Annotated in this window: 12 protein-coding genes, 1 tRNA gene and 1 pseudogene; 3 read left to right on the top strand and 11 right to left on the bottom strand. The window is 65.5% G+C overall.

Features of this window, described 5'->3' with window-relative positions:
• Nucleotides 1-36: 36 nt before the first annotated feature.
• The 9 genes and pseudogenes from ABQY74_RS14625 to ABQY74_RS14585 form a co-directional block, all read right to left on the bottom strand.
• The gene (locus tag ABQY74_RS14625) at nucleotides 37-3009 is read right to left on the bottom strand and encodes a TonB-dependent receptor (RefSeq protein ID WP_349791966.1); all 2973 of its coding nucleotides are present in this window, start codon (nucleotides 3007-3009) and stop codon (nucleotides 37-39) included.
• A 658-nt stretch (nucleotides 3010-3667) separates the two neighbouring features.
• Entirely contained in the window at nucleotides 3668-6337 is a 2670-nt protein-coding gene (locus tag ABQY74_RS14620; RefSeq protein WP_349791964.1) for a glycoside hydrolase family 3 C-terminal domain-containing protein, read from the bottom strand.
• Nucleotides 6338-6576: 239 nt separating this feature from the next.
• Entirely contained in the window at nucleotides 6577-9258 is a 2682-nt protein-coding gene (locus ABQY74_RS14615) for a glycoside hydrolase family 2 protein (protein ID WP_349791962.1), read from the bottom strand.
• A 21-nt stretch (nucleotides 9259-9279) separates the two neighbouring features.
• Nucleotides 9280-11766: a family 20 glycosylhydrolase gene (locus ABQY74_RS14610; protein ID WP_372469903.1), complete on the bottom strand. Its 2487-nt coding sequence runs from the start codon at nucleotides 11764-11766 to the stop codon at nucleotides 9280-9282.
• Nucleotides 11767-12013: 247 nt separating this feature from the next.
• Nucleotides 12014-13069, bottom strand: a complete 1056-nt coding sequence (locus tag ABQY74_RS14605) for a glycosyl hydrolase family 18 protein (RefSeq protein ID WP_104573681.1) — start codon at nucleotides 13067-13069, stop codon at nucleotides 12014-12016.
• Between the two features lie 14 nt (nucleotides 13070-13083).
• The gene (locus tag ABQY74_RS14600; protein WP_104569673.1) at nucleotides 13084-14766 is read right to left on the bottom strand and encodes an alpha-L-fucosidase; all 1683 of its coding nucleotides are present in this window, start codon (nucleotides 14764-14766) and stop codon (nucleotides 13084-13086) included.
• A gap of 207 nt (nucleotides 14767-14973) precedes the next feature.
• Nucleotides 14974-16881 carry a TonB-dependent receptor gene (locus ABQY74_RS14595; protein WP_181109512.1) on the bottom strand — a complete coding sequence of 636 codons (1908 nt, stop codon included), beginning with the start codon at nucleotides 16879-16881 and terminating at the stop codon, nucleotides 14974-14976.
• A gap of 20 nt (nucleotides 16882-16901) precedes the next feature.
• A tRNA-Val gene (locus ABQY74_RS14590) sits at nucleotides 16902-17041 on the bottom strand.
• 167 nt (nucleotides 17042-17208) lie between these two features.
• Nucleotides 17209-17601 (bottom strand): annotated as a pseudogene (locus ABQY74_RS14585) (TonB-dependent receptor plug domain-containing protein); the annotation flags it as partial.
• 783 nt (nucleotides 17602-18384) lie between these two features.
• Here ABQY74_RS14585 and ABQY74_RS14580 point away from each other — a divergent pair.
• Nucleotides 18385-19383 (top strand): glucokinase family protein, encoded by a 999-nt coding sequence (locus tag ABQY74_RS14580; RefSeq protein WP_181098296.1) that lies wholly within the window; start codon nucleotides 18385-18387, stop codon nucleotides 19381-19383.
• 142 nt (nucleotides 19384-19525) lie between these two features.
• On the opposite strand, the gene ABQY74_RS14575 is transcribed toward ABQY74_RS14580, so the two are convergent.
• Both ABQY74_RS14575 and bioA read right to left on the bottom strand, forming a co-directional pair.
• The gene (locus ABQY74_RS14575; RefSeq protein WP_349791958.1) at nucleotides 19526-20260 is read right to left on the bottom strand and encodes a 16S rRNA (uracil(1498)-N(3))-methyltransferase; all 735 of its coding nucleotides are present in this window, start codon (nucleotides 20258-20260) and stop codon (nucleotides 19526-19528) included.
• Nucleotides 20251-21669, bottom strand: coding sequence for an adenosylmethionine--8-amino-7-oxononanoate transaminase (bioA, locus tag ABQY74_RS14570; protein WP_349791956.1), 1419 nt, complete (start codon nucleotides 21667-21669; stop codon nucleotides 20251-20253). The genes ABQY74_RS14575 and bioA overlap by 10 nt, the downstream gene beginning before the upstream one ends.
• Before the next feature lie 41 nt (nucleotides 21670-21710).
• Here bioA and nudE point away from each other — a divergent pair, with 41 nt between their 5' ends.
• Both nudE and cysQ read left to right on the top strand, forming a co-directional pair.
• Complete coding sequence (gene nudE, locus ABQY74_RS14565; protein ID WP_016905001.1) at nucleotides 21711-22259, top strand: ADP compounds hydrolase NudE; 549 nt, start codon at nucleotides 21711-21713, stop codon at nucleotides 22257-22259.
• Nucleotides 22256-23056, top strand: a complete 801-nt coding sequence (gene cysQ, locus ABQY74_RS14560; RefSeq protein ID WP_349791954.1) for a 3'(2'),5'-bisphosphate nucleotidase CysQ — start codon at nucleotides 22256-22258, stop codon at nucleotides 23054-23056. Before nudE ends, cysQ begins: the two co-directional genes overlap by 4 nt.
• Nucleotides 23057-23163 lie beyond the last annotated feature (107 nt).

Genomic DNA, 23163 nt, shown 5'->3' with positions numbered 1-23163 from the left:
CCGCGTTGCGCCGCGCAGTGAGTGCGTCACGCGCCGCTAGAACGCGTACTTGACCGTGAACAAGGCGGTGCTGCCGGCATCGACGATGTCGGAGATCGCCAGGTTGTCGCGGCCCACATGTGCCCAGTAGCTGTATTCCTTGGTCAGGTTGGAGATCGACAGGTCCATGCTCACGCCGTTGTCGAAGCGGTAGCCGGTGTGCAGATCCACGCGCCGGGTCGGGCGTGCCCACAGGTCGTTCCACGGCGCGCCTTCGTGCAGGAAGTCGTAGCCCAGCAGGTAAGAACTGCTGAAGTGGTAGCTCAGGTTCAACGAGAACCCGTTGTGCTCGTAGAACAACTCCAGGTTGGCCATCGCCGACGGCGCCGATTGCATGTGCTCGTTGTCGAAGCCAGCCAGGCCCAGGTCGGCGCGCGCATGCTGGCGGGTGGCGTTGGCACTGATGCCCAGGCCGTCAAACGGCGCCGGCAGGTCCTGGAACTTCTGCCGCGCGCTGAGTTCCACCCCGTAGATCTTGCCGTCGCCGCCGTTGGTGGGCATGTGGTACAGCACCGTGCCGCTGCCGGTGGTGTTGCCATTGGCCTGGGCCGAGCCGGCATCGTAGATGTAGTTGCGCAACTGCTTGTAGAAGCCGGCCAGCGAGAAGAAGCCGCCGCGCTCGGTGGACCACTCGCCGGACAGGTCCAGGTTGGTGGATTCGATCGGCTTCAGGTCGGGATTGCCTTGGGTGATGGTGGTGACGCCATTGGAGATGTCGATCTGGCTGCCGCCACCCAGCTGTACGAAGGCGGGCCGCGTATAGCTGGTCCACAGCGAGGCGCGATAGGCGGTGCGCAGGTCCGGCCGCCAGGTCAGGAACACGCTGGGCAACGGCTCGTTGTAGGAGGTGTGGTTGTGGTCGAAGTAGCCGACGATCTCGTTGCCGTCCGCATCCACCGGGCTCACCCAGAAGGTGTTGTCGATCCCGGTGTGCTCGAAGCGCACGCCCGGCACGATATCCAGGTTGCCGACAGTGAAGGTGGCAGTGGCATAGGCGGCGCTGACCGCCTCGGTGCCGCGCATGGTGTTGCAGTTGTAGTTGTTGACGTAGAACGCACTGCCGCAGGTGTCCAGGTCATCGTCGCTGAGGTGTTGTGCGATGACGCCGGCCACCGCCGCTTCGCTCACCCGTGGCGTATTCCAGTCGTATTTGCCGGGAAAGATCGAGGCATAGGTGCCGGTGAAGATGCCCAGATCGCCCAACGTGGTGGTGCCGTCCACGCCGCCGGTATACCAGTCGCGATTGGTGTAGCGGCGGCTGCTCTTGCTGTACTTCACTCCGAACTGCACTGACCGCAGCGCGCCATCTTCGAAATCGTAGCGGGTGTCGAAACGCGCGCCGCCCTTCTTCTGGCCGGAGTAGATCTTGGTCTGCTCGCCATAGCTGCTGGCGTACAACGCCGGGATGTTGTTGACCTGCGCCTGCAGCGCGGGCGTGAGCTGCGGGTAGGGGAACGCGCCGCCGCCATAGCGCACGAAGCTGTTGCCAGAGTAGGCGTAGTTGTCCTGGCTGAACTTGTCTTCGCGCCCGTCGATTTCGACATGGTCGGGTCGGTCGTTGTTGCCGAAGCTGTAGAACAGGTTGGGCATGAAGGTCCAGCCGCCGGCGGTCTTTTTGGCGCCGATCTGGAAGGTGGCCAGGTCGGCGACTTCCGGGTTGGTCTCGTACCAGAAGCGCGAGGCGATGCGGCCGATATTCGGGGTGAACACGCCCGGTGTGCCGGTCGGCACGTAGCTCACATCCTGCGGCAGCAACTGCACGAAGGTGGTGCCTTGCTCGGTCTTGGCATAGGCGTAGGTCATGCGCGCATACAGCGACAGGCTGTCGTCCACATGCCAGTCGAACGAGGCGTTGCCGCCATAGCGGCGCTCCCAGCCGGCGGCGATGCCGACGTTCATGCCGGTGCTGGTGAGGTTGTGTTGCGGATCGAAACCGGCCGCGTTGCGACCTTCGGCATCGGTATTCAGGTATTCCCAGGAGCCATCGTTGAGTGCACTGGTGGCCGCGGCCACCTCGCTGTTGGTGGTGGTGCGGTAGTCGTAGTAAGCGCTTGCATAGACGCCGAATTGTTGCGCCTCACCGAACTTGTGCTGGAACTCGCCGCCGAAGCCGCCGCCCAGGCCATCGCCACCGTAATCGCGCGCGCGGCTTTCCACCCGGCCGCTGCCGGTGACGCTGCCGCTGGTGATGTCCTTGAAGTCGTAGGCGGTGGGCGTGCGGAAATCCAGCGTGCCGCCGATCGCATCGCCGTCCATGTCGGCGGTGGAGGTCTTGTTGGCGACGATGGTCTGCAGGCCGCTCGGCGGCAACAGGCTGAGCTGCACGCTGCGGCTGTACGGCATGCCCTGCGCCACGGTGACGCCGTCGATCATGTTGACGTTGTATTCGGACGGCAGCCCGCGCACCGAGGCGAACATGCCTTCGCCGCGCGCGGCGCCATCGATGCCACCGAAATAGCCCGAGCCGGTGCTGGTGATGTTGATGCCGGCGATCAGGCCGAGCGCTTCGGCCACGTTGTGCACGGCGGTGCGTTGCAGGTCGTTGGCCGACAGCACGTCCACCGTGTTGGCGGCGTTGATCTTCAGGTCGCTGGCGTCGTAGCGGTTGCTCACCACGCTGACCGCCTTCAGTTGCTTGACCTCCTCCAGCGCAATGGCCACCGAGGCCGTGCCGCTGTCGCCGACCTGCACGCTGGTCTCGGCCGCGCTGAAGCCGGGGTAGTCCAGAGCTAGCGCGTACTGCCCGGCAGGCACATCGCGGATGACGAAGTGCCCGCGCGCATCGGCCACCGCGCTGTAGGACGTGCCGGCAATGCGTACCTTCGCATTGGCGGCGGGCTTGCCGCTGCTGCCTTCCTTGAGGTCTCCCTCCACGGTGCCTGCCACTGCGGCTGCGGCAGACGCCATGCCGGTCACGGTCAGGATTGCCACGACCCACTGCTTGCCGTTCGAACGCTTACGCTTTGCCACGTGCCACCTCGCCAGATGCTGGGCAGCGTTGCCGACGGCAACGCCTTGCCGATGCCTTGCTCTTGGGCAGACGGGTGCACGGCGATGCGCGCGCACGGCATGGCACAGCACGCGATCAACGCGTGTGCGAATTACCGAACGGGAGTGGCGCCGGAGCGTCTGCCAGCTGGGACAGCCATGCAGGCGTCAGTGGCGGGGCGGGGAGTACCCGGCAATGCACTTGGAACGCGAGCGCATTGCGCTCAACTTGTAATGCTTGGTCATGACGGCTGCACCAGCGTGACGACAGCACCGCAGGCGCCGATGCGATGCACTGCATGAGCGGCGACAGATACGCGCTGGCCGGTACGACGATGCTGCATCCAACCATCTCCCAGTGCAGGTGCTACGTGGAAACGCTGTTGCCGTCATGTGCGTCGGGCGCAACGCCGATGGCGCGTGTTGCCGACTGTGGCTAGTGATAGACCGCGTTTTGCGCTCTGTCAAGTAGGTGTGAAGTGTGTGCGGAGATCCTCGTATTGCCTGCGGATAGATCACCAATTCCGGGTTGCGCGGTCGCGGTGTCTGCATCCTGCGATGCAACGCAGCATGCGCAGATCATGCAACAGGCGCTGGCCATGACAGCCGACGCCTGTTGTGGGTCACGCGGATGCCCCGCTTATTTCGGTAACGGCGAACGCCCCGAGATCGAGAACGCTGCGGCCTCGCCAGCCGCGCCGGTGCCGGGCTGGCCACCGCCAACAAACAGCGTGTAGTCGCCGGCTTCCACCGCACGCTGCCCGGTACGATCCACATCGCTCAGCGCGCGCGCATCCAGGGTGAAGCGCAGCGTGCGCTGCTCGCCGGGCTTCAGATGCACACGCTGAAAGCCGACCAGGCTGCGCAACGGAGACTGCGGGCGATCCGGATACTGCAGATACACCTGGGCCACTTCGTCGCCGGCACGCGTGCCGGTGTTGCGCACGGTGGTGGTCACCTGCAACGAACTGCCGGCTTGCAGGGTTGCAGTGGACAGCTGCGGCGCGGCGTAGGCAAAGCTGGTGTAGCTCAAGCCGTAGCCGAACGGAAACAGCGGCTCGCCCTTGAAGTAGCGGTAGGTGCGGCCCTTCATGTCGTAGCTGACGTAGGGCGGCAGGTCCTTGGTGGAGCGATAGAACGTCACCGGCAGGCGCCCGCCGGGGTTGTCGTCGCCGGCCAGCATGCGCGCGATCGCGGTGCCGCCGGACTGGCCCGGATACCACGCCGCGACGATCGCATCGGCATGCGTCTTGGCCCAGTTCAGGGCCACCGCGCTGCCGCTCATCAGCACCACCACCAGCGGCTTGCCGGAGGCCTTGGCCCGTTCCAGCAGCGCCTGCTGCGGGGCGGGCAGGGCGATGTCGTTGCGGTCGCCGCCGTCGAAGCCGGGCACGTCGATGCGCAGTTCCTCGCCTTCCACATCCGGCGACAGGCCGACGAAGGCCACCACCGCATCGGCCTGCGCCACCGCCTGCTCGGCCTCGGCCAGTTGCGCGGCCGCCGGTGCCAGCCACTCCAGGCGCACGCCCTGGTCCTGGCCGCGGTGTTCCATCTCCAGGCGAATCTTGCGCGGGCGGGTGTCGTCGAAGTGCAGCACGGTTTCCACGCTGCGGCCATCGGCGTTGTGCATGCCGGCCGGCACATGCTTGTCTTCGGCATTGCCGGCGACCACCAGCTTGTCGTCGATGTACAGCCGCACCGGGTCGTGGCCGGCGCAGTCGAAGCAGCGCGCCACCCGTACCGCCAGCGTGTAATCGCCAGCGCTCGGCGGCAGCAGTTCGCCGCTCCAGCGCACCGCGTAGCGATCGGCCGGCACGCCCTTTGCGGGGGCGACCTGGTCCCAGTTGAAACTCACCGTGCGATCCTGCCGCACCACGCGCGGCGCACCGTCCAGCTCGACAGTGTCGAAATATTCGCCACGCAAGCCCGGCTTGCCGTCGCTGCGCAGCGCGGTTTCCGGAATCATGCCGGGTACGCCCGCGGCCAGCGGCGCACCTTGCGCATAACTCACCTGCTGCGCGCCGAAGCGCTGGCGCAGGCCGAGCAAGGGCGTCACCGGCTCGGACGAGGTGCCTTGATAATTGGCTTCCAGCGCCGCCAGGGCATCGGCATTGGGGCCGATCACCGCCAGCCGCGTGCCGGCCTTCAACGGTAGTGTGCCGGCCTCGTTCTTGAGCAATACGATCGATTCGGCAGCGGCTTTCAGCGCCAGCGCACGGTTGGCTGCGTTATCGATATCCCTGGCACCGAGCTTTGCATACGGATCCTTGCGCGGCGCTTCCAGTTCGCCCAGGCGATAGCGCGCGGCGAACAGGCGCACCAGCGACTGGTCGAGCAGGGCTTCGTCCACTTCGCCACGTTCGATCGCCGTGCCGAGTTCGCGATAGGCATGCCCGCAATTGAGATCGTGGCCGGCCTTAAGCGCTGCAGCCGACGAGCCTGCATTGTCCGGGCGGAAGTAATGGAACTGGGTCATGTCGTCGACCGCATCGCAGTCGGACACCACAAAGCCCTTGAAGCCCCAGTCGCCACGCACGCGGCCGTTGAGCAACCAGTCGGCCGCGCAGGCCGGCGTGCCGTGCAGCGAGTTGTACGCGCACATCACCGAGCCGGCCTGGCCGTCGATCAGGGCGGCGCGGAAGGCGGGCGTATAGGTCGCCTCCACATCGCGCGGCGACACGTCCACATCGAAGCTGTGCCGGCCAGGCTCCGGGCCGCTGTGCACCGCGATGTGCTTGGGCGTGGCGATGGTGCGCGGGTGATCCAGATCGTCGCCCTGCAAGCCGCGGATGAAGCCCACCGCCAATTGCCCGGTGAGGAAGGGATCCTCGCCGTAGGTTTCCATGCCACGGCCCCAGCGCGGGTCGCGGAAGATATTGATGTTGGGCGACCAGATGGTCAGGCCCGCGTAGCGCTTGTGATCCTTGCCCGGGGCGCCGGCCTGATTGAACTTGGCACGCGCCTCGGTCGACACCACCGTGCCCACCTGCTGCATCAACGCGGTATTCCAGCTGGCGGCAAGGCCGATCGACTGCGGAAACACCGTGGCGTAGCCATTGCGTGCGATGCCGTGCAGGCCTTCGCTCCACCACTCGTAGGCGGGGATGCGCAGGCGTGGAATCGCCGGTGCATCGTTCATCGCCTGCGCGACTTTCTCCTCGCGGCTCATCTGTGCGACCAGCGCGGCGGCGCGTTGCTCCGGCGTCGCATCGGGTTGTGTTGCGGCCAACGCCGGCGCGCCGACCAGCGGCAGGCCCAGACCCAGACTCAGCGCGACCGCCAGGCGGCATGGAAACACGGACAACGACATCTGCTCACTCCTGCGGGGCGGCGAATGGCCGTCACGCGTTGTTCTTGGATTGCCCGCAGCGAGACCGCGGGCAGCGGTTGGTGACACTTGGCGCAGTGGTGGTTGCTGATCGGACGCCGGATCAGATACGAGACCTGCGCCCGGCACTGCCGTCACTGCGCCACGCGCAGTCTTAGCGGATGGCGCAGCGCCCTGAGACGAGCGCTGCGCCATCGGCCGACGTCTGTTCCCGGCGCGGCTTACTTCGTCTCGGCCGGCTCCGGCGGTGCACCGGCCAGCGTGCTCGCCAGATCGCGCACCTGCAGCGTGGACTGCAACTGTGCCAGCGCGGCCTTGCTGCTCACATGCACGGTCAACGGCTCGCCCGGCAACAGGTCGAACGCGTTGTCCGACAGCGTGGCATCCACATCGCCGAACGATAGCCAGACCTCGCGTGCCAGCGTGTTGCTGGACAGCGTCAGCGCATAGCCATCGCCATCGGCGCGCCACTGGCTGTCGATCTTGGCGGCCGGCAACGCCAGCTGCTTGGCCGGCGCGAAGAACACCACTTCGCGCGACAGCAGCTTGTCGCCGTCGAACAACTCGAACACCGCGTAGCTGCGCTTGGGGTCGGCGCTGCCCAGCAACTGCTTGTCGCTGAAGTTGCCCACCTGCAGGCTGCTGAGCGGTTTGACGGTGGCCTTTTCCTCGCGCTTGCTCAGCAGCTTGCCGTCCATGCTCATTACCCGCATGCGCCAACGCGCGGCCAGCGGGGTGGTGCGGTCGGAGACCAGCGACACCTCGGTCTGGCCCTTGTCGTTACGCAATGCGGCGATCAGCTCCGGCGCGTAGAAGCGGCGGGCGTGGTAATGCAGCGCCTTCCAGCGGCCGTAGTAGTCCACGCTGGACCACGACGCACCCGGCCACACATCGTTGAGCTGCCAGTACAACGAGCCCATCGATTGCGGGCGCGAGGCGCGCAGATGCGAGGCGGCCAGGTTGATGCCTTCGGCCTGCATCAGCTGGCTCAGGTAGACGAAGCTCTCGAAATCCTTGGGCTCGCCGAATTCGCGGCGGATGTACAGCATCAGCCGCTTGTTGCCGTTGCCCTTGTCGAACTTCTGATGCACGCGCATCACCGGCGATTCCAGATCCATGTCGCCGGGTTCGGCGAAGGCACGCACGGTGCGCATGTCCGGGAACGACTGCAGGCCGTATTCGGACATGAAGCGCGGGGTGACATTGAGGTATTCGGTCACCGGCAGCGCGGGGCCGCCCCAGACCTTCCAGTAATGCATGTCGCCATCGTTGGCCTGGTCGGCGGCGCCGTCGAAGTTGGTGCCCGGCGAGGTGGACCAGTACGGCACGTCGCTGTCGTAGGTGGCCACCACTTCGCGGAACACGGTGCCGAACAAGGTGGTCATGCCGCGCTCGATGCGGCTGCGTTCTTCCGGGTCCACCGACTGCTTGAACTTGACCCGGTCGCCCCAGTTTTCCCAGCCGGTCTGCACTTCGTTGTTGCCGCACCACAGCACGATGCTGGGATGGTCGCGCAGGCGCTTGACCTGTTCGATCGCCTCCTGCCGGGTGTTCTCGCGGAACTCCACGTCGTACGGCGGCACTGCGCCGCCGAACATGAAGTCCTGCCAGATCATGATGCCCAGCTCGTCGGCCACCTCGTAGAAGCGGTCGTCCTGATAATGCCCACCGCCCCACATGCGCAGCATGTTCATGTTGGCATCGCGCGCATCCTGCAAGGTGCTGCGCATGCGCTCGGGGCTCACGCGCGCGGGGAACGCATCCAGCGGAATCAGGTTGGCCCCCTTGGCGAAGATCGGGATGCCGTTGATCACGATCTCCATGCTCTTGCCGTACTTATCTTTTTCGCGCCGCAGCTCCACCGAGCGCAGGCCGGTCACCCGCTTGATCTGCTGGCTGTCGCCATCGGCATCACGCACGCTGGCCACGAAGGTGTAGCGGTCCTGCGCGCCGTAGCCGGCCGGGAACCAGCGCTTGGGCTTGGCGATGCGCACCGGCAGATCGATGCGGTTCTGGCCGGGGTCGACCACCGCCTGCTGGGTGAATTGCCCGACTTTCTGCCCATCCGGGCCCAGCACGTCCAGCGTCACCTGCACCGGGCCGCTGCGGCCGGCCTGCAGTTCCAGCTGCGCCTGCAATTGCGCGCTGTCGGCATCCACGCGTTGCTGGGCGATATGCAGCCCGTCCACGCGCACCGCATCCCAGGCTTCCACGCGCACGTCTTTCCAGATGCCGGCATTGACCATGCGCGGGCCCCAATCCCAACCGAAGTTGTACGGCGCCTTGCGCACGTAGGTGGAGCTGTGGCGCGACTCGGGTTCGTCGCCGAAGGCGGAATCGTAGGCGCCCGGCAGCGCGTACGGCTGCTTGGCCAGCCACGGCTGGATCTTCTTGATCGGCGAGAATAGCTTGACCTCGAGCACGTTGTCGCCGCGCTTGAGCAGGGGTTTGGCATCCACGCGCCACTGCCGGAACATGTTGTCGGCGCTGAGCAGCGGCTTGCCGTTGAGGGTGACCTCGGCAAACGTGTCCAGGCCGTCGAACACCAGCTCGACATGCCCGCGCTTGAGCGTGGCCGCATCCACGTTGAAGCGGGTCTGGTATTGCCAGTCGCTCAGGCCCGCCCACTGGATCTTGCCTTCGTTGTCGCGATAGAACGGGTCCGGCACGATCTTGGCAGCGATCAGATCGGTCTGCACCGCGCCCGGCACCTGCGCCGGCAACCACGCCGCCGCTTTCGGATAGGTCCTGGCCTGTTCCTGGCCCGGCACCAGCCGCACCTGCCAGCCGCTGTCCAGGGGCGTTGCCGTGGGCGGCGCGGCCCAGGCCTGCGAGATGGCAACGGCCAGGGCAAGCCCGAGGCGGGCGGGGGCGGGAACGCAACGATGACGGGACAGGGGCATGGATGACTCTCCTTGGATGGATCAGCGCGTGGCGGCGGGGGGCGCCTGCGCGGTGGTTTCAATCAACTGGACGGCGCCGATGGCATACAGCGGGCCGCGAATCGGCGCGGTGAAGCGCAGGCATAGATCGTGGATGCCGGTGCGTGCAGGCAGTGCGGTTTCCAGCATGAATTGTTCGCCCAGCGTGGCGCTGTTGGGCAATTGCACGCTGGCGATCAGCTCGCCCTCGCAGCCCAGGCGCACTTCCAGCTCGCCGCGGCGCGTCTTGGCGGGGTACTGCACCACCTTGGATTGTTCGTGGGCCAGGCCGAAGTTGTTCGGCAGGCGTGCGGACTCGATCCGGATCGCGCCGACGCCATCCAGGCGCGCCTGCGGATACAGCCGGCAGGCATGGAACAGGTCGACGTTGTAGACCGGCGTGTCGGCAGCGGTCAGTTCCGGCAGCAGCGGCAGGCGCAGGCCGAGCGCACCGGTGTCCACGCAATCTCGCAGGCCCTGGGTGTCCACGCGCAACAATCCGGCACGATCGAAAGTACGGCTGCGTGTGGCCGCCAGCGCGGTGCCGTCGGCATCGAAGGCGGTGGCCTTGACCGTGGTCGGCAGCTGGATCGTAAACGGCGCCGCATAACGTGGCGATGCCGGTGTGGGATCGCTACCGTCGACGGTGTAGTGCAGCGTGCCCGCACCGGCCTGGGTGCCGAGTGTCACCTTGGCCGGGCCACCGGCCAGCACCGGGTTGGGGCCGCTTTCCAGTGTGATATCGGCGGCGAAGGCGCCGTCGCTGTAGTCGATGCCCAGCGCTTTGTAGCGCTGCAGCTGCGCCGGCAGGCGCGCCAGGAAATCCTTCCAGTTGCGTGCAGCCACCGGCGACCAGGTCACTTCGGCGATGGCGGACAGACGCGGGAACAGCGCGTGATCCACATGCCAGCGCGATGGAATGTATTCGGACCACAACGCGCCTTGCGCGCCGAGTACATGCGTGGCCTGCTCGGCGGTCAGTGTGTCGGGCACCGGGTCGAAGGCGTAGACCTTGGACAACGGCAGTACGGTCAGGCGGCCGTTGGGTTCGTCGCTGCGCGTGGTCTGCAGGTTGTCCAGGTACAGCCAGTCGCCCGGTGCCAGCACCACATCGTGGCCCTGCCTGGCGGCGGTCACCGCACCGTCGGTGCCGCGCCACGACATCACCGAGGCGCTGGCCGGCACGCCGCCTTCGAGGATTTCGTCCCAGCCGATCATGCGCCGGCCGTGCTGGGTGAGGTAGGCCGCAAGCTGTTCGTTGAACCAGCCTTGCATCGCGTGCGCATCCTTGACGCCCAGCTTGCGCATCTGCGCGCGCACCGCGGGCGAGGCTTCCCACTGATCCTTGACCGCCTCGTCGCCACCGATGTGGATATATGCCGACGGGAACAAGGTCAGCACCTCGTCCAGCACGTTGGTGATGAAGCTCAGGCTGCGTTCGCTGGTGTTGAACAGGTACGGGTTGACGCCCCAGTCCACGCCCACTTGCGTGCGCTGGCCGGGCACGCCGACTTCTTCCGGATACGCGGCCACCGCGGCCTGCGCATGCCCGGGCATGTCCAGCTCGGGCAGCACGGTGATATGCAGGCGCGCGGCGTAAGCGACGATCTCGCTTATCTGCTCCTGCGTGTAAAAGCCGCCATAACGCTCGGGCGTGCCGTGCTGGCCGGCGCCGGGCGGGGTGCGCCAGGCACCGACCTCGGTGAGTTTGGGGTAACGCTTGATCTCGATGCGCCAGCCCTGGTCGTCGGTGAGATGCCAGTGCAGCACATTGAGCTTGTGCGCGGCCATCGCGTCCAGCACATGCTTGACCGTGTCCACGTCGTGGAAGTGGCGGGCCACATCCAGATGCTGGCCGCGCCAGCCAAAGCGCGGCCAGTCGCGGATCGCCACCGCCGGTACGGCGACATCGCCCTTGCGCGCATCCGGCGTCATCAATTGCCAGGCGCTGATCGCGCCATAGAACAGGCCGGCGCCATCGCGCGCGGTGATGCGGATGCCATTGTCGTCCACATCCAGGCTATAGCCTTCCTTGTGTGCCACCGGCGCCTGCGGGGTGCGCTCCAGGCGGATGCTGTGCGGCGAGGCGCTGGTTTCGGTGCGCACTTCCAGGGTCAGGCCGCGGGTGCGTTGCAACAGGCTGGCCAGCGACTCGGCGCTGCGGCGCACTTCGGCGTTACCGGTGGGAATGGAGATCACCGTGCCGGTGCCGACGCGGAAACTGCCGGTGCCGCGCCTGGCTTCGGCCGGGGCGGGAATCAGGGGCAGCGGTGCGGTGGTCGCAGGCAGTGTTGCGGTATTGCCGGGGTTGGCTGCGGGTGCGGTCGCTGCATCGCGTTGGCCGCAGCCCGCCAGCACCATCGCCGTCAGCGCCATCGCAAGCAGGCACGAGGAGCGTCGGTGCGATGACAGCAGGCGCGACGACAGGCTGCGCGGCGACGGCGGCCCGGATAACGGTGAGCGCAGGCTCGGTGCGGAGTTCGACATCATGCAATCACATCCCGGTATGGCGGGGGAGATACGGCAGCCACGCACAGTAGCAAAGCCGTGCCGGATGGCGCAGGGACTGGCGCACGCTTCGTCGGGGTGCGCGGTGTGTGGTGTCGCGCAGCGCCCGCGCTCCGCATGGCGTGTTGCAGAAAGGGCGCGGGCAGTGCACGCATCGGCTTGCAGTGGATGCATTCCGATGTGAACACCGACCGCGCCCGTCCTGTCGTGCAGCAGTGCGATGACGCGGTCAGCGCTGCGCGGTCGGCAACTCGTCCCACACCTTCGGGTCTTCGGCGCCCAGCACCCAGCAGCTGAAACCTTCCAGGCCGTACTGCTTCACCAGGTCGTAGCGTGCCTTGAAGCTGCGCGCATCCGGGCGGAACACCCACTCGCGCATGTCGTCGCGGTAGAAGTAGAACCACGATTCCTGCTCGACCGGATCCCATTGCACGGTGGCGTTCTGCTCGATCGCCAGCGGAAACGATTCGTCGGCATCGATATAGGTGGCGGAGATGTTCGACGCCTCGGTGCCGTCTTCCTTGACCGGATTACCGGTGTACCAGCGGTAGCCGTAGGTGGCGATGCCGAGCGAGAGCTTGTCCTTCGGCACCTGGGTGATCGCGTAATCCAGGTGCTTCTTCATCCACACCATGCCGTCGACCGGGCCCGGCGTGGTCCAGCGGGTGTGCTGGTCGTAGGTCATGATGCTGACCAGATCCGCGGCCTGGCCCAGCGCCTTGAGGTCGTACGCGCCGCGCCAGTATTCCCACATCCACTTGGAGAACTGGCCGCCTTCGGCATGGCCCGGGGCATTGGGCACCACCGCCACCGACATCTTGAAGCCGGCCTTGTGCAGCGCATCGGCGGTCTGCTTGACCATCAGCGTGTAGGCATCGCGATCGGTCCAGGCGATGTTCTCGAAATCGAACTGGAAGCCGTAGTACTTGTGCCGCTTGCCGTGGATCAGCAGCGATTCGATCATGCGCTTCTTGGCGGCTTCGTCGTGCATCAGCTTGTGGAAGCCGTCGCGCCCGGTGGTCATCGACAGGATCGGCATCACCCGCAGGTTCTTTTGCTTGGCGATGTCGTACAGGTACATGTTGGGTGTGCCGTTGACCAAGCCGTTCTGGTCGACGCCGTACCAGGTCGGCACCACCACGTCGATCTTGTCGACATTGGCCAGGAACGAGTTGGTCGATTTCTGCGTGTTCATCAGATAGAACAACGCCGTGGGGGTTTTGGCCAGGGCCGGCGCGCATACCAGCGCCAGCGCCAGCAGGATCCAGGTCAATCGCTTGCTCATGAAAACAGCATCCGTCAGGGAGTGGGGGAAGAAGAAAGATCGATGCGCAGCACGTAGGCGTGCTCGCCGACCGGCTTGGCAGGCAGGCTCAGATGCAGGCCGTCGGCCTGCTGCTCGAACGGCACCTTCTTGCCGTTGGCCAGCAGCGTCACGCCGCGCACGCCGTCGGCCGGTGTGAGCGAGCGGATCACCGCCTTGCCTCCGGCCGGCCAGCCGAGTTCGATCGCATACAGCGCGCCATCGCGCGTGGTGAAGCGGAAATCCTCGGCGGTGTAGGGCTTGGTCTTGACGTCCTGGAAGGTGCCGCCGACCACCTCGGTCGGGCCTTCGCCATACACGCGCCACGGTTTGCTGTCGTAGATCGCGCCGCCGTTGGTCTTGAGCCACTTGCCGATCTCCAGCAGGATGCCGCGCTCGGTATCCGGGATCGAGCCATCGGCGCGCGGGCCGATGTTGAGCATCAGGTTGCCGTTCTTGGCCACCACATCGGCCAGCATGTGGATGATGAAAGTCGGCGACTTGTAGGTGTCGTTTTCGATATAGCCCCACGATGCATTGCTCACCGAAGTGTCGGTCTGCCAATGGGTGGGATGGATGCCGGTGAGCTGGCCGCGCTCGATGTCCAGCGTGCCGGCCCCTTCCGGAAACGCGCCCAGCTTGTAGTTCACCACCACGCCGCGATCGGCTTCGGTGCGCGCCGCGCCCTGGTTGTAGTAGTAGGCCAGCATGGTCGGCAGGCTGCTGCGGAAGGTGGGGTGGGCAATCCACCAGTCGAAATAGATCAGGTCCGGCTGATAGGTGTCGATCAGCTCGGTGGTGCGCGCCAGCCAGTCGTCCAGCCAGGCCTGCGATACCGGCGTCCAGTCGTTGGCCACATCGGCATCGTCCTTGCCCGGCAGGCGCACCTGCGCCGGGCCGTAAAGCGCGGCATAGCGCGGGTCGTTGACGTCCGAATCGAACTTGCGCCCACCGTCGAAGAACCAGTTGTGCTCGGCGCGGTGCGAGGACAGCCCGAAGTGCAACCCCTGCGCGCGGATCGACTTGGACAACTCGCCCAGCAGATCGCGTTTGGGTCCCATCTTCACCGCGGTCCAGTCGGAGAGCTTGGAGTCGTACAGCGCGAAGCCGTCATGGTGCTCGGCCACCGGCACCACATAGCGCGCGCCGGAGTCGCGGAACAGCTTGGCCCAGCCATTCGGATCGAACTTGGGCGCGGTGAACTTGGGAATCAGATCCTTGTAGCCGGAGCTCGCCTGCGGCCCGTAGGTCGCCACGTGATGGGCGAATTCCTTGGAGCCCTCCAGGTACATATTGCGCGAATACCACTCGCTGCCGAACGCCGGCACCGAGAACACGCCCCAGTGGATGAAGATGCCGAACTTGGCATTGTCGTACCAGGCTGGCGATTGATAGGCCTTGAGTGCAGCCCAGTCGGGGCGGAACGGCCCCTTGCGTGCGCCGGCTTCGGCTTCGCGCACCAGGCGCTCGCGTTCCGGGGCGTACTTGGCGGTGGCACTGAGCCACTGCTGGTCGATCTGTTCCGGGCTGAGCGTGGTGGCGGTGGACGCGGTAGGCGATTGCGCGCTGAGCGTGGCAGCAGGCAACGCGAGCAGCAGACCGAGCGCGAGCATTCGCGTTCTGGGTGCAGCTCCGGCGTGGCGGCGGGATGGAGCCGCGGGGCGGCTATCGGTCGTCATGGGAACTGCACTCCTTCAAGCGAGACATGTCGGTTGCAGCGCAGCCGGCACGTGGATGGCAAAAGCGGGCCTGGCCATGCTCCCTCAACCGCGAAGGGGCGTGGCCAGTACCACTCCTTGGTACAACATCGAGCGGTGCGCTGCATGCAACGCACAGCTCAAAAAAAACGCGCCACCGTGGAGGGTCGGTGGCGCGCCGGTGCTACATCAGAACTTGAAGTTCAACTGGGCCTGATAACCGCGGCCGTTCTTGTAGAACGCCGTTGGCGTATCGCGCGTGTTGCTGAAGAGACGGTAGGTCGAATCCAGCAGGTTGGTCGCGCCAAAGGTGATGCCCATGTAATCGGTGATCTGATACGAGGCGGTCAGGTCCAGCTGCTTGTAGCTGTCTGCAAAATCTTCCGACGACAACCGGCCGATCTGGGTGAAGTACTTCGAGCGGTAGCTGTAGTTCACACGCACCGTCCAGTCGCCGTGCTCCCAGTACGGGATCACGTTGTAGGTATCGCGCGACAGGTACGGCAGGTTCAGACCGGAACTGGAATCGGATTCGGCAAACGTGTAGTTGGCCTGCAAGCCAAAGCCCAGGCCGAAGGTCTGCTGGTAGTTGACCGCCACACCCTTGACCTTGGCGTCGGAGACATTGATTGGCGATGTCACCAGATACAAGCCAGCAACGCCGCTAACCGGATCTGTGAGCTGACGGACGCTCGTGGTGTTGACGATGTAGGAGCTGATGTCGCGATAGAACACTTCACCCGATAGCATGCTGGATGGTGCGAAATACCACTCGGCCGCCAGATCGTAGTTGGTGGATTCGTAAGGCTTCAGATCCGGATTGCCACCACCGGCGGTCAGGTTGCCATTGTTGCTATTGATGGTGAAGGTACCTGCGAGGTCGCCATACCGCGGACGCGCAATGACCTTGGCTGCTGAGAAGCGCAGCACGGCGTCGTCGGTGATGTCGTAGGCGATGTTGAAGCTCGGCAGCGCCTTGCGGTAGTCGTTGGTCTCGGCCACACGGTCGAAGTTGGTGCCACCATCGGCACTCTGCCAGTACAGCGATTTGTCGGTGGTATCGACCAAGCGTACCCCTACATTACCGCGCCACTTGCCAGTTTCGTAATTCAATTGAGTGTAGAAATTCTGCGTGATCTCCTTCACATCAAAGGACGAGCCGAAGTCGGTGCGGAACGGTCCTTGCGGCTGCGATAGCAGATAGCTGCGCACGGCGCCCAGATTTGCAGTGGACCAGGTTGTCAGGTCGCCACTGGCCCCCAGCCCGTCGTACAGGCTACTCGGCGTGCTACCAGGACTGAACTGAGTCAGCGAAACAGGATCCGTGGTGTTGATGCGATTGCTGCGTGCTGCCACACCATTGTTGTGGTTGATGTACTTGTAGCCGAACTGCAGCTTGGTGAACGGACCCCATTCCAGGTCGCGTGCCGCGTCCCACTGGAAATACTTCTCTTCGTCAGTGCTCTGTTGATAAAGGATGCCGCCGGCCTGTATGGCGGTTTGATCCTGTGAGCCTGCAGCAAGTCCGGCCGGAGAGCCCGGCAGCGTCCAGTTTGCGACACCGCCATTGTCATAGTTCACGGCCGTGCTGTTGCCGTTGTAGGCAAAGTTATAGCCGCCATCCTGCAACAAGAACTTCATCAGGTATTCGGGGTTCTTGCCGCCGGTGGCCTTGGTGTCGCCGACCTGGGTGGTGAACACCCACTTTTCACCCGACCAGTCATGACGCAGGTTAAGGCTCTTGGTGGTGACGGTGCTCTCGCGGTAATTTGCGTCCAGCTGCGCGTACGGCTGCGCCAACCCGCCGTCAGAAACCGTAGCGGAGGTGATCACGCCGTTTTGCACATTAGCCTGCGTCACCAGCCTCAGGTTATTGATGCTGTCTCCAGAACCGTCAGCGGCCGGCGATCCACACGCAGGACACATGTAACGCGACTGGCTGAAGTTGTTGTACTTGCCCTTGATGTACAGGCCGGTCAGGTTGAATTCGTTCTGCTCGTTCGGCTTCCACTGCAACGCACCCTGTAGGCCGCTGCGTTCGCGGGTCTGCTGGAAGAATGCGCTGTTGATGCCGGCCGGCACACGGGCGGTGGCCACATCGCTGCCGTCGCCGGTGATGGTGGCGCTGGCGGGAATGTTGGCGCCGGTGGTGTAGCCGAAGTATTCGATACCCGCGCGTGCCAGGTCCTGCTTGTCATGCGTGGCGGAGATCAACGCACCGAAGGTTTCGTCGTCGTTCTTCCAGCTCCACAGCGCCGAGCCGCGCGGATTGCCTTCTTCCGAACGGTCGTTGTAGTTGTAGCCGACCGAGCCGCGGATGGTGTTCTTGGGCAGGTCCAGCGGCTTGCGGGTGTGCACGATCACGGTGCCGCCGATCGAGCCTTCGTCGATGCGCGCTTCCGGGGTCTTGTAGACCTCCATCAAGCCGATGATTTCCGGTGAAAGCAGGGTGTAGTTGAAGGTACGGCCGCTGGTGTCGGTCGGGTTGCCGCCCCAATCGCCCGAGGCGATGGTCTGGCCGTTGAGCAGCACGCGGTTCAAGGCCGGGTCGGTGCCGTTGATGCTGACCTTTTCGCCTTCGCCGAACTGGCGGTCGACGCTGATGCCCGGCAGGTGCGACAGCGATTCGGCAGCATTGATGTCCGGGAACTTGCCGATGTCTTCGGCGCTGATCGCATCGACGATCGAGTTGGCCGAGCGCTTGACTGACTGGCTCTTCTCCAGCGATGCGCGATAGCCGGTGACGGTGATGGTGTCCAGCTCGGTGGTCGCCGACGGCGTGGCGGCAGGAGCCTGTTGTTCTTGTCCGGCAGCCATTGCAGAGCCGGAGCAGTACAGAGCGGCGGTAATACAGAGTGCTAACGTCGTGGTGCGGCTGTGCATGGCTAAACCTCGTTGGTTAGTGCTGTGAGCGCGCCGCCTCTGGAAGGCGTCACGCGCTCGGCGTGGCCGGCAAAACAACACGCCCTGACCGATCGCGGTGATCGCACTGGCACGCGTCGCAAGAGGCGGGCCCGGGTGATTCGCGTGGTAGAGGAGGTGTCCCCCGTGTGGTGAAGCGGTAGAGCGAATGCGACTTCAGTGAGTCGAACATCGGGTGATGTCCCGCTCACGAATCTGGAATGCACCGGCGAGGGAGTAGCCCGTTCCTGAGTACCGAACAGTCCATGGCCCCTCCTGCCAGAACCCCGATTTGGATCGAGTCTCGCGTAGCGTTGACAGCGTTGTCAACACATCGTCACAGATCTCTGAAGCGGCTGCGATTGCGCTGCAATGCAGCATTTGTTGGTGATGCCGCGCATTGCGCCGACGCGGCTGCGCAACGCATCAAGAGTGGCGCCATGTCGCGATCAGCTGTTTCTATGGGGAATTACACATATGCAGATGGCTGGCCCTGATTTGTGCTGAAATCGCTGTCATGGATGCGGATTTTTAGTGGATGATGAAATTGGCGGCATCCTGTTTAAATCGTGATCGCCACGGTTGCGTTACAAAGCGATTACTGACAACGTTGTCTACCCCGTTACCGTTCGTCGGACAACGGGCATGACGCCAGCCCGCGGCCACTTATCAGGAGAATGCGTGAGCGCAAGCAGTCCAATGGAAGCGGTGGCCTTTCCGCGCCCCGACACCTTCGTTGCCGCAGACGTGGGGGGGACGCATGTGCGTCTGGCGCTGGTGTGCGAAGGCGTCGACCCACGCCAACCGGTCACGGTGCTGGACTATCGCAAGTACCGGTGCGCCGACTACCCGGGCCTGGCCGAGATCATGGCCGCGTTCTTTGCGGAGCTGGGCTGCGCACCGGTGCAGCGCGGCGTCATCGCCAGCGCCGGGTATGCGCTGGAAGACGGCAGCGTGATCACCGCCAACTTGCCGTGGGTGCTGGCGCCCGAGCAGATCCGCCGCCAGCTCGGCATGCAGGCACTGCATCTGGTCAACGATTTCGAAGCGGTGGCGCATGCGGCCAATTACATGGCTGGCAATCAGGTCCTGCAGTTGTCCGGCCCGCCGCAGGGCGCGCCGGGTCCGGCGCTGATTCTGGGCCCGGGCACCGGCCTGGGCGCGGCGTTGTGGATTCCCAACGGCGCCAACCCGGTGGTGTTGCCGACCGAGGCCGGCCACGCCGCGCTTGCCGCCGCCAGCGATCTGGAAGTGGCCTTGCTGCAGGAGCTGCGCCGCACTCGCACGCATGTGGCCACCGAGCACCTGCTTTCCGGCCCGGGCCTGTTGAATCTCTACACCGCACTGGCCGCGCTGCGTGGCGTGCCGGCGCTGCACGCCAGCCCGGCCGATGTCACCGCCGCCGCGCTGGCTGGCGAGGACGTGCTGGCACGCGATGCGCTACAGGCGTTCTGCGGCTTCATGGGCAGCGTGGTCGGAGACATGATGCTGCTCTATGGCGTGCGCAGCGGTGTCTATCTGGCGGGTGGATTCCTGCCGCAGATCGCCGCATTCGTGGCCGCAAGCGATTTCGTCGCACGTCTGCTCGACAAGGGCGCATTGCGTCCGGCGTTGGAACAGGTGCCGGTCAGCATCGTCGAGCACGGCCAGCTCGGTGTGATCGGCGCGGCCAGCTGGTTCCTGCAGCACGGCCGCTGAGCCTCGCGCATCGCCAGGTGCAGCAGTCCGGCTGCACCAAACCGATCAACTCCACATCCTTCGTAGGAGCGCACCCGGGCGCGACGAGGCATTCCCGATAAGGCCCGGTCGCGCCCAGGTGCGCTCCTACGATGTCATGGCGCTATAAGTCTCCGAACCGCGACTGCAGTGCCGCAATCGCCGCCAGCCCCGCGGTTTCGGTGCGCAGAATGCGCGGCCCCAGTTGCAGGCCGCTGAAACCCGCCTCGGCGAGGATGGCGCGATCGCGCGGCGACCAGCCGCCTTCCGGGCCGATCGCCACGATCACATGCGGTTGCGCGCCCAGCGCCAGGCTGCCCAGGCGGTGCTCGCCGTGCGGGTCCAGTGCCAGCCGTAGCGCCTGCGGGTCGCTGGCCTGCGCCGCATCCTGCAGCCCGTGCGGCGCAGCGACCGTGGGAATGCGCGCACGCCCGGACTGCTCGCAGGCCGACACCACCACGCTGCGCCAATGCGCCAGGCGTTTTTCCATGCGCGCCGGATCCAGCTTGACCTCGGTGCGCTCGGCGTTGACCGGCACGACCGCCGTCACCCCCAGCTCGGTGGCCTTCTGCAGGATCAGATCCATCTTCTCGCCGCGCGCAATGCCCTGGATCAGGGTGATCGACAACGGCGACTCGTTGCGCAGCGGCTCGGCACGTTCCACCAGTGCGCGCGCCTCGCGTTTGCCGGCCAGGGTGATGCGCGCGTGGTAGTCGCTGCCGTCGCCGTTGAACAGCACGCAGGCATCGCCCTCGCGCAGTCGCAGCACACGCAGCAAATGATTGGCCGACTCTTCCGGCAGCGTCACCTCCTGGTCGCAGTGCAGCGGCAGTGCGACATGGGAGCGGGTCAGGCGCATGCAACGGCCTCCTCGATGGCGTGGCGGGTGGTCGCAGCCAGCAGCGCAAGTTGCGCGTCGTCCACGCAGTACGGCGGCATCCAGTACAGCACGTCGCCGAGCGGGCGCAGCACCACTCCCTTGTCGAGTGCGGCGCGATAGGCCTTCAGGCCCATCCGCGCCGCAGACGGGAATGGCGTGCGCTTGTCGCCGCCCTGCGTGAGTTCGAACGCCACGATCATGCCGGCCTGGCGCACGTCGGCCACCGCGGAGTGTTCGCCGATCTGCGCAGCCAGCGTGGTCATGTGCGCGGCGGTACGCTGGTTGCGCGCAATCACATCGTCGTCTGCAAAGATCTGCAGGGTTGCCAGCGCGGCGGCGCATGCCAGCGGATTGCCGGTGTAGCTATGCGAATGCAGGAACGCGCGTTCGCGCGAGTCGTCCAGGAACGCGTCGTACAACTGCTGCGTGGCCAGCACCGCCGACAGCGGCAGGAATCCGCCGGTCAGCCCCTTGGACAGGCACAACAGGTCGGGCATGATCCCGGCCTGTTCGCAGGCGAACAGGGTGCCGGTGCGACCGAAGCCGGTGGCGATCTCGTCGGCGATCAGGAACGCACCATGCGCGTCGCACAGTTCGCGTGCGCGGCGCAGATAGGCCGGGTGATACATGCGCATGCCGCCTGCGCACTGCACGCGCGGCTCCAGGATCAACGCGCAGATTTCGCCGGGCGATTGTTCGAACACCGTCTGCAACGCATCGGCCGCCTGTAGTGCGTAGTCTTCCGCGCTCTGTCCGGGCTCGGCCAGGTAGGCATCGGGCGAGGGCGCAAAGATCGACTCCAGCAGCAACGGCGCATACACGCGCCGATACAGCGGAATGTCGCCGACCGACAGCGCGCCGATGGTCTCGCCGTGGTAGCCGTTTTCCAGCGCGACGAAACGCGTGCGGCGGTGCTCGCCGCGGTTATGGAAGTAGTGGAAGGCCATCTTCAAGGCCACTTCCACGCCGGCCGAACCATTGTCGGCATAGAACACCTTGGACAACGGCGCGCGGCCGGCCTGGCGCGGCGCGATCGCCAACAGGCGCTCGGCCAGCTGCACGGCGGGCGCATGGGTGAAGCCGGCCAGCATCACCTGCTCCAGTTCGCCAGCCTGGCGTGCGATGGCCGCGCCGATGCGCGGTTCGCTATGGCCGAACAGGTTGGTCCACCAACTGCTGACCGCGTCCAGGTAATGGCGACCGTCGTGGCCGATCAGCCACGCACCGTCGCCACGCGCAATCGGCACCAGCGGAAGTGTGTGCGGGTGCTCGCGCATCTGCGTGCAGGGGTGCCACAGCACCTCAAGATCGCGTTGCCGCCAATGTTCGTCAGCTTGAGAGGCTGCCGGGTCTGCTAGGATTTCGGGCTCATGAACATGTCGATGCATACGCCTATTCTATCGGTCGGCTCCGCCGCTGCGTGTTACGCATGAGCCCGCGCCTGCCGACCATCCACAAGATCACCGATCTGGGTGACGGGCCGTTCCGTCGCCAGCAGCTGGATCTGGAATTTTCCAACGGCGAGCGTCGCCTTTACGAGCGCCAGCTCAGCCAGGGCCATGGCGCGGTGGTGGTGGTGCCGATGCTCGACGCGCAGACCGTGCTGCTGGTGCGCGAGTACGCCGCCGGCGTGCATCGCTATGAGCTGGGTCTGGTCAAGGGCCGCATCGATGCCGGCGAGACGCCGGAGCAGGCCGCAGACCGCGAGCTCAAGGAAGAAGCCGGTTACGGCGCGCGCCAGGTGCAGGTGCTGCGTGCGATGACGCTCGCTCCTACTTATATGAGTCACCAATCCTGGTTGGTGCTGGCACGCGACCTCTATCCCGAGCGCCTGGTGGGCGACGAGCCGGAAGAGATGGAGGTGGTGCCCTGGCCGATCGCCCGTCTGGACGAATTGATGCTGCGCGAAGATTTTTCCGAAGGCCGCTCGCTGGCCGCCTTGTTCATTGCGCGCGAGTGGCTGGAGCGCAACCCATGATCCGCATCCCGATGGAACTGCGCGAAACCGTGATCGCCATCGCCCGCGAGGCGGGGGCGGCGATCATGGATGTCTATGCGCAGGATTTCGCGGTGCAGATCAAGGACGACGCCAGCCCGCTGACCCAGGCCGACCTTGCCGCCAACCGTGTCATCGTCGAAGGCTTGCGCCGGGTCACCCCGGACGTGCCGGTGCTGTCGGAAGAATCCGCGCACGTGGCCTGGGAAGACCGCCAGTTCTGGACCAGCTACTGGCTGGTCGACCCGCTCGACGGCACCCGCGAGTTCGTCAAGCGCAACGGCGAGTTCAGCGTCAACATCGCCCTGATCCATATGGGCGCACCGGTGCTTGGCGTGGTGCAGGCGCCGGTCGATGGCCGGGTCTGGTACGCCGCACGGGGCGAGAACGCCTACCGCCGCGATGGCGACCGCGACGAGATGCTGCACACGCGCACGCCGGCGGCCACGCCGCTGCGGGTCGCCGCCAGTCGCTCGCATCGCGACGCGCGCACCGCCGCCGCGCTGGAGCGCATGGGCGAGATCGATGTGGTCACGCAAGGCTCGTCGTTGAAGTTCTGCCGCATCGCCGAAGGCGGCCTGGACGTGTATCCGCGCTTCGGCCCCACCTCCGAGTGGGACACCGCAGCCGGCCAGTGCGTGCTGCACGCCGCCGGCGGTGTGCTGCTGGCCGGCGGCACCGGCAAACCGTTCCGTTACAACCGCCGCGACACCTTGCTCAATGGCGATTTCATCGCGCTGGGCGATCCCAATCTGCCGTGGCGCAGCTGGCTGGTGTGAGCACCTCCGACCGCCGCTTGCGCGCTCGCCGAGTGAATCCGGCGGCTGCGCGCAATCCCGATGCAGTCATGTCCAATGCGGTCCCTGCCCATCGCCTGCCGCCAGGT

It is taken from the genome of Xanthomonas sp. WHRI 7064 (genome assembly GCF_040202355.2).
GTDB lineage: Bacteria > Pseudomonadota > Gammaproteobacteria > Xanthomonadales > Xanthomonadaceae > Xanthomonas > Xanthomonas arboricola.
The sequence above is the reverse complement of the archived record's forward strand: the minus strand, read 5'-3'. Positions and strand labels throughout refer to the sequence as shown.

Excerpts from the sequence above, each read along its gene's own strand:
- ABQY74_RS14620 (WP_349791964.1), bottom strand. The coding sequence starts at position 6,337 with ATGTCGTTGTCCGTGTTTCCATGCCGCCTGGCGGTCGCGCTGAGTCTG.
- ABQY74_RS14600 (WP_104569673.1), bottom strand. The coding sequence starts at position 14,766 with ATGACGACCGATAGCCGCCCCGCGGCTCCATCCCGCCGCCACGCCGGA.
- nudE (WP_016905001.1), top strand. The coding sequence starts at position 21,711 with ATGAGCCCGCGCCTGCCGACCATCCACAAGATCACCGATCTGGGTGAC.
- ABQY74_RS14605 (WP_104573681.1), bottom strand. The coding sequence starts at position 13,069 with ATGAGCAAGCGATTGACCTGGATCCTGCTGGCGCTGGCGCTGGTATGC.
- ABQY74_RS14580 (WP_181098296.1), top strand. The coding sequence starts at position 18,385 with ATGGAAGCGGTGGCCTTTCCGCGCCCCGACACCTTCGTTGCCGCAGAC.
- cysQ (WP_349791954.1), top strand. The coding sequence starts at position 22,256 with ATGATCCGCATCCCGATGGAACTGCGCGAAACCGTGATCGCCATCGCC.
- bioA (WP_349791956.1), bottom strand. The coding sequence starts at position 21,669 with ATGCATCGACATGTTCATGAGCCCGAAATCCTAGCAGACCCGGCAGCC.
- ABQY74_RS14610 (WP_372469903.1), bottom strand. The coding sequence starts at position 11,766 with ATGATGTCGAACTCCGCACCGAGCCTGCGCTCACCGTTATCCGGGCCG.
- ABQY74_RS14615 (WP_349791962.1), bottom strand. The coding sequence starts at position 9,258 with ATGCCCCTGTCCCGTCATCGTTGCGTTCCCGCCCCCGCCCGCCTCGGG.
- ABQY74_RS14575 (WP_349791958.1), bottom strand. The coding sequence starts at position 20,260 with ATGCGCCTGACCCGCTCCCATGTCGCACTGCCGCTGCACTGCGACCAG.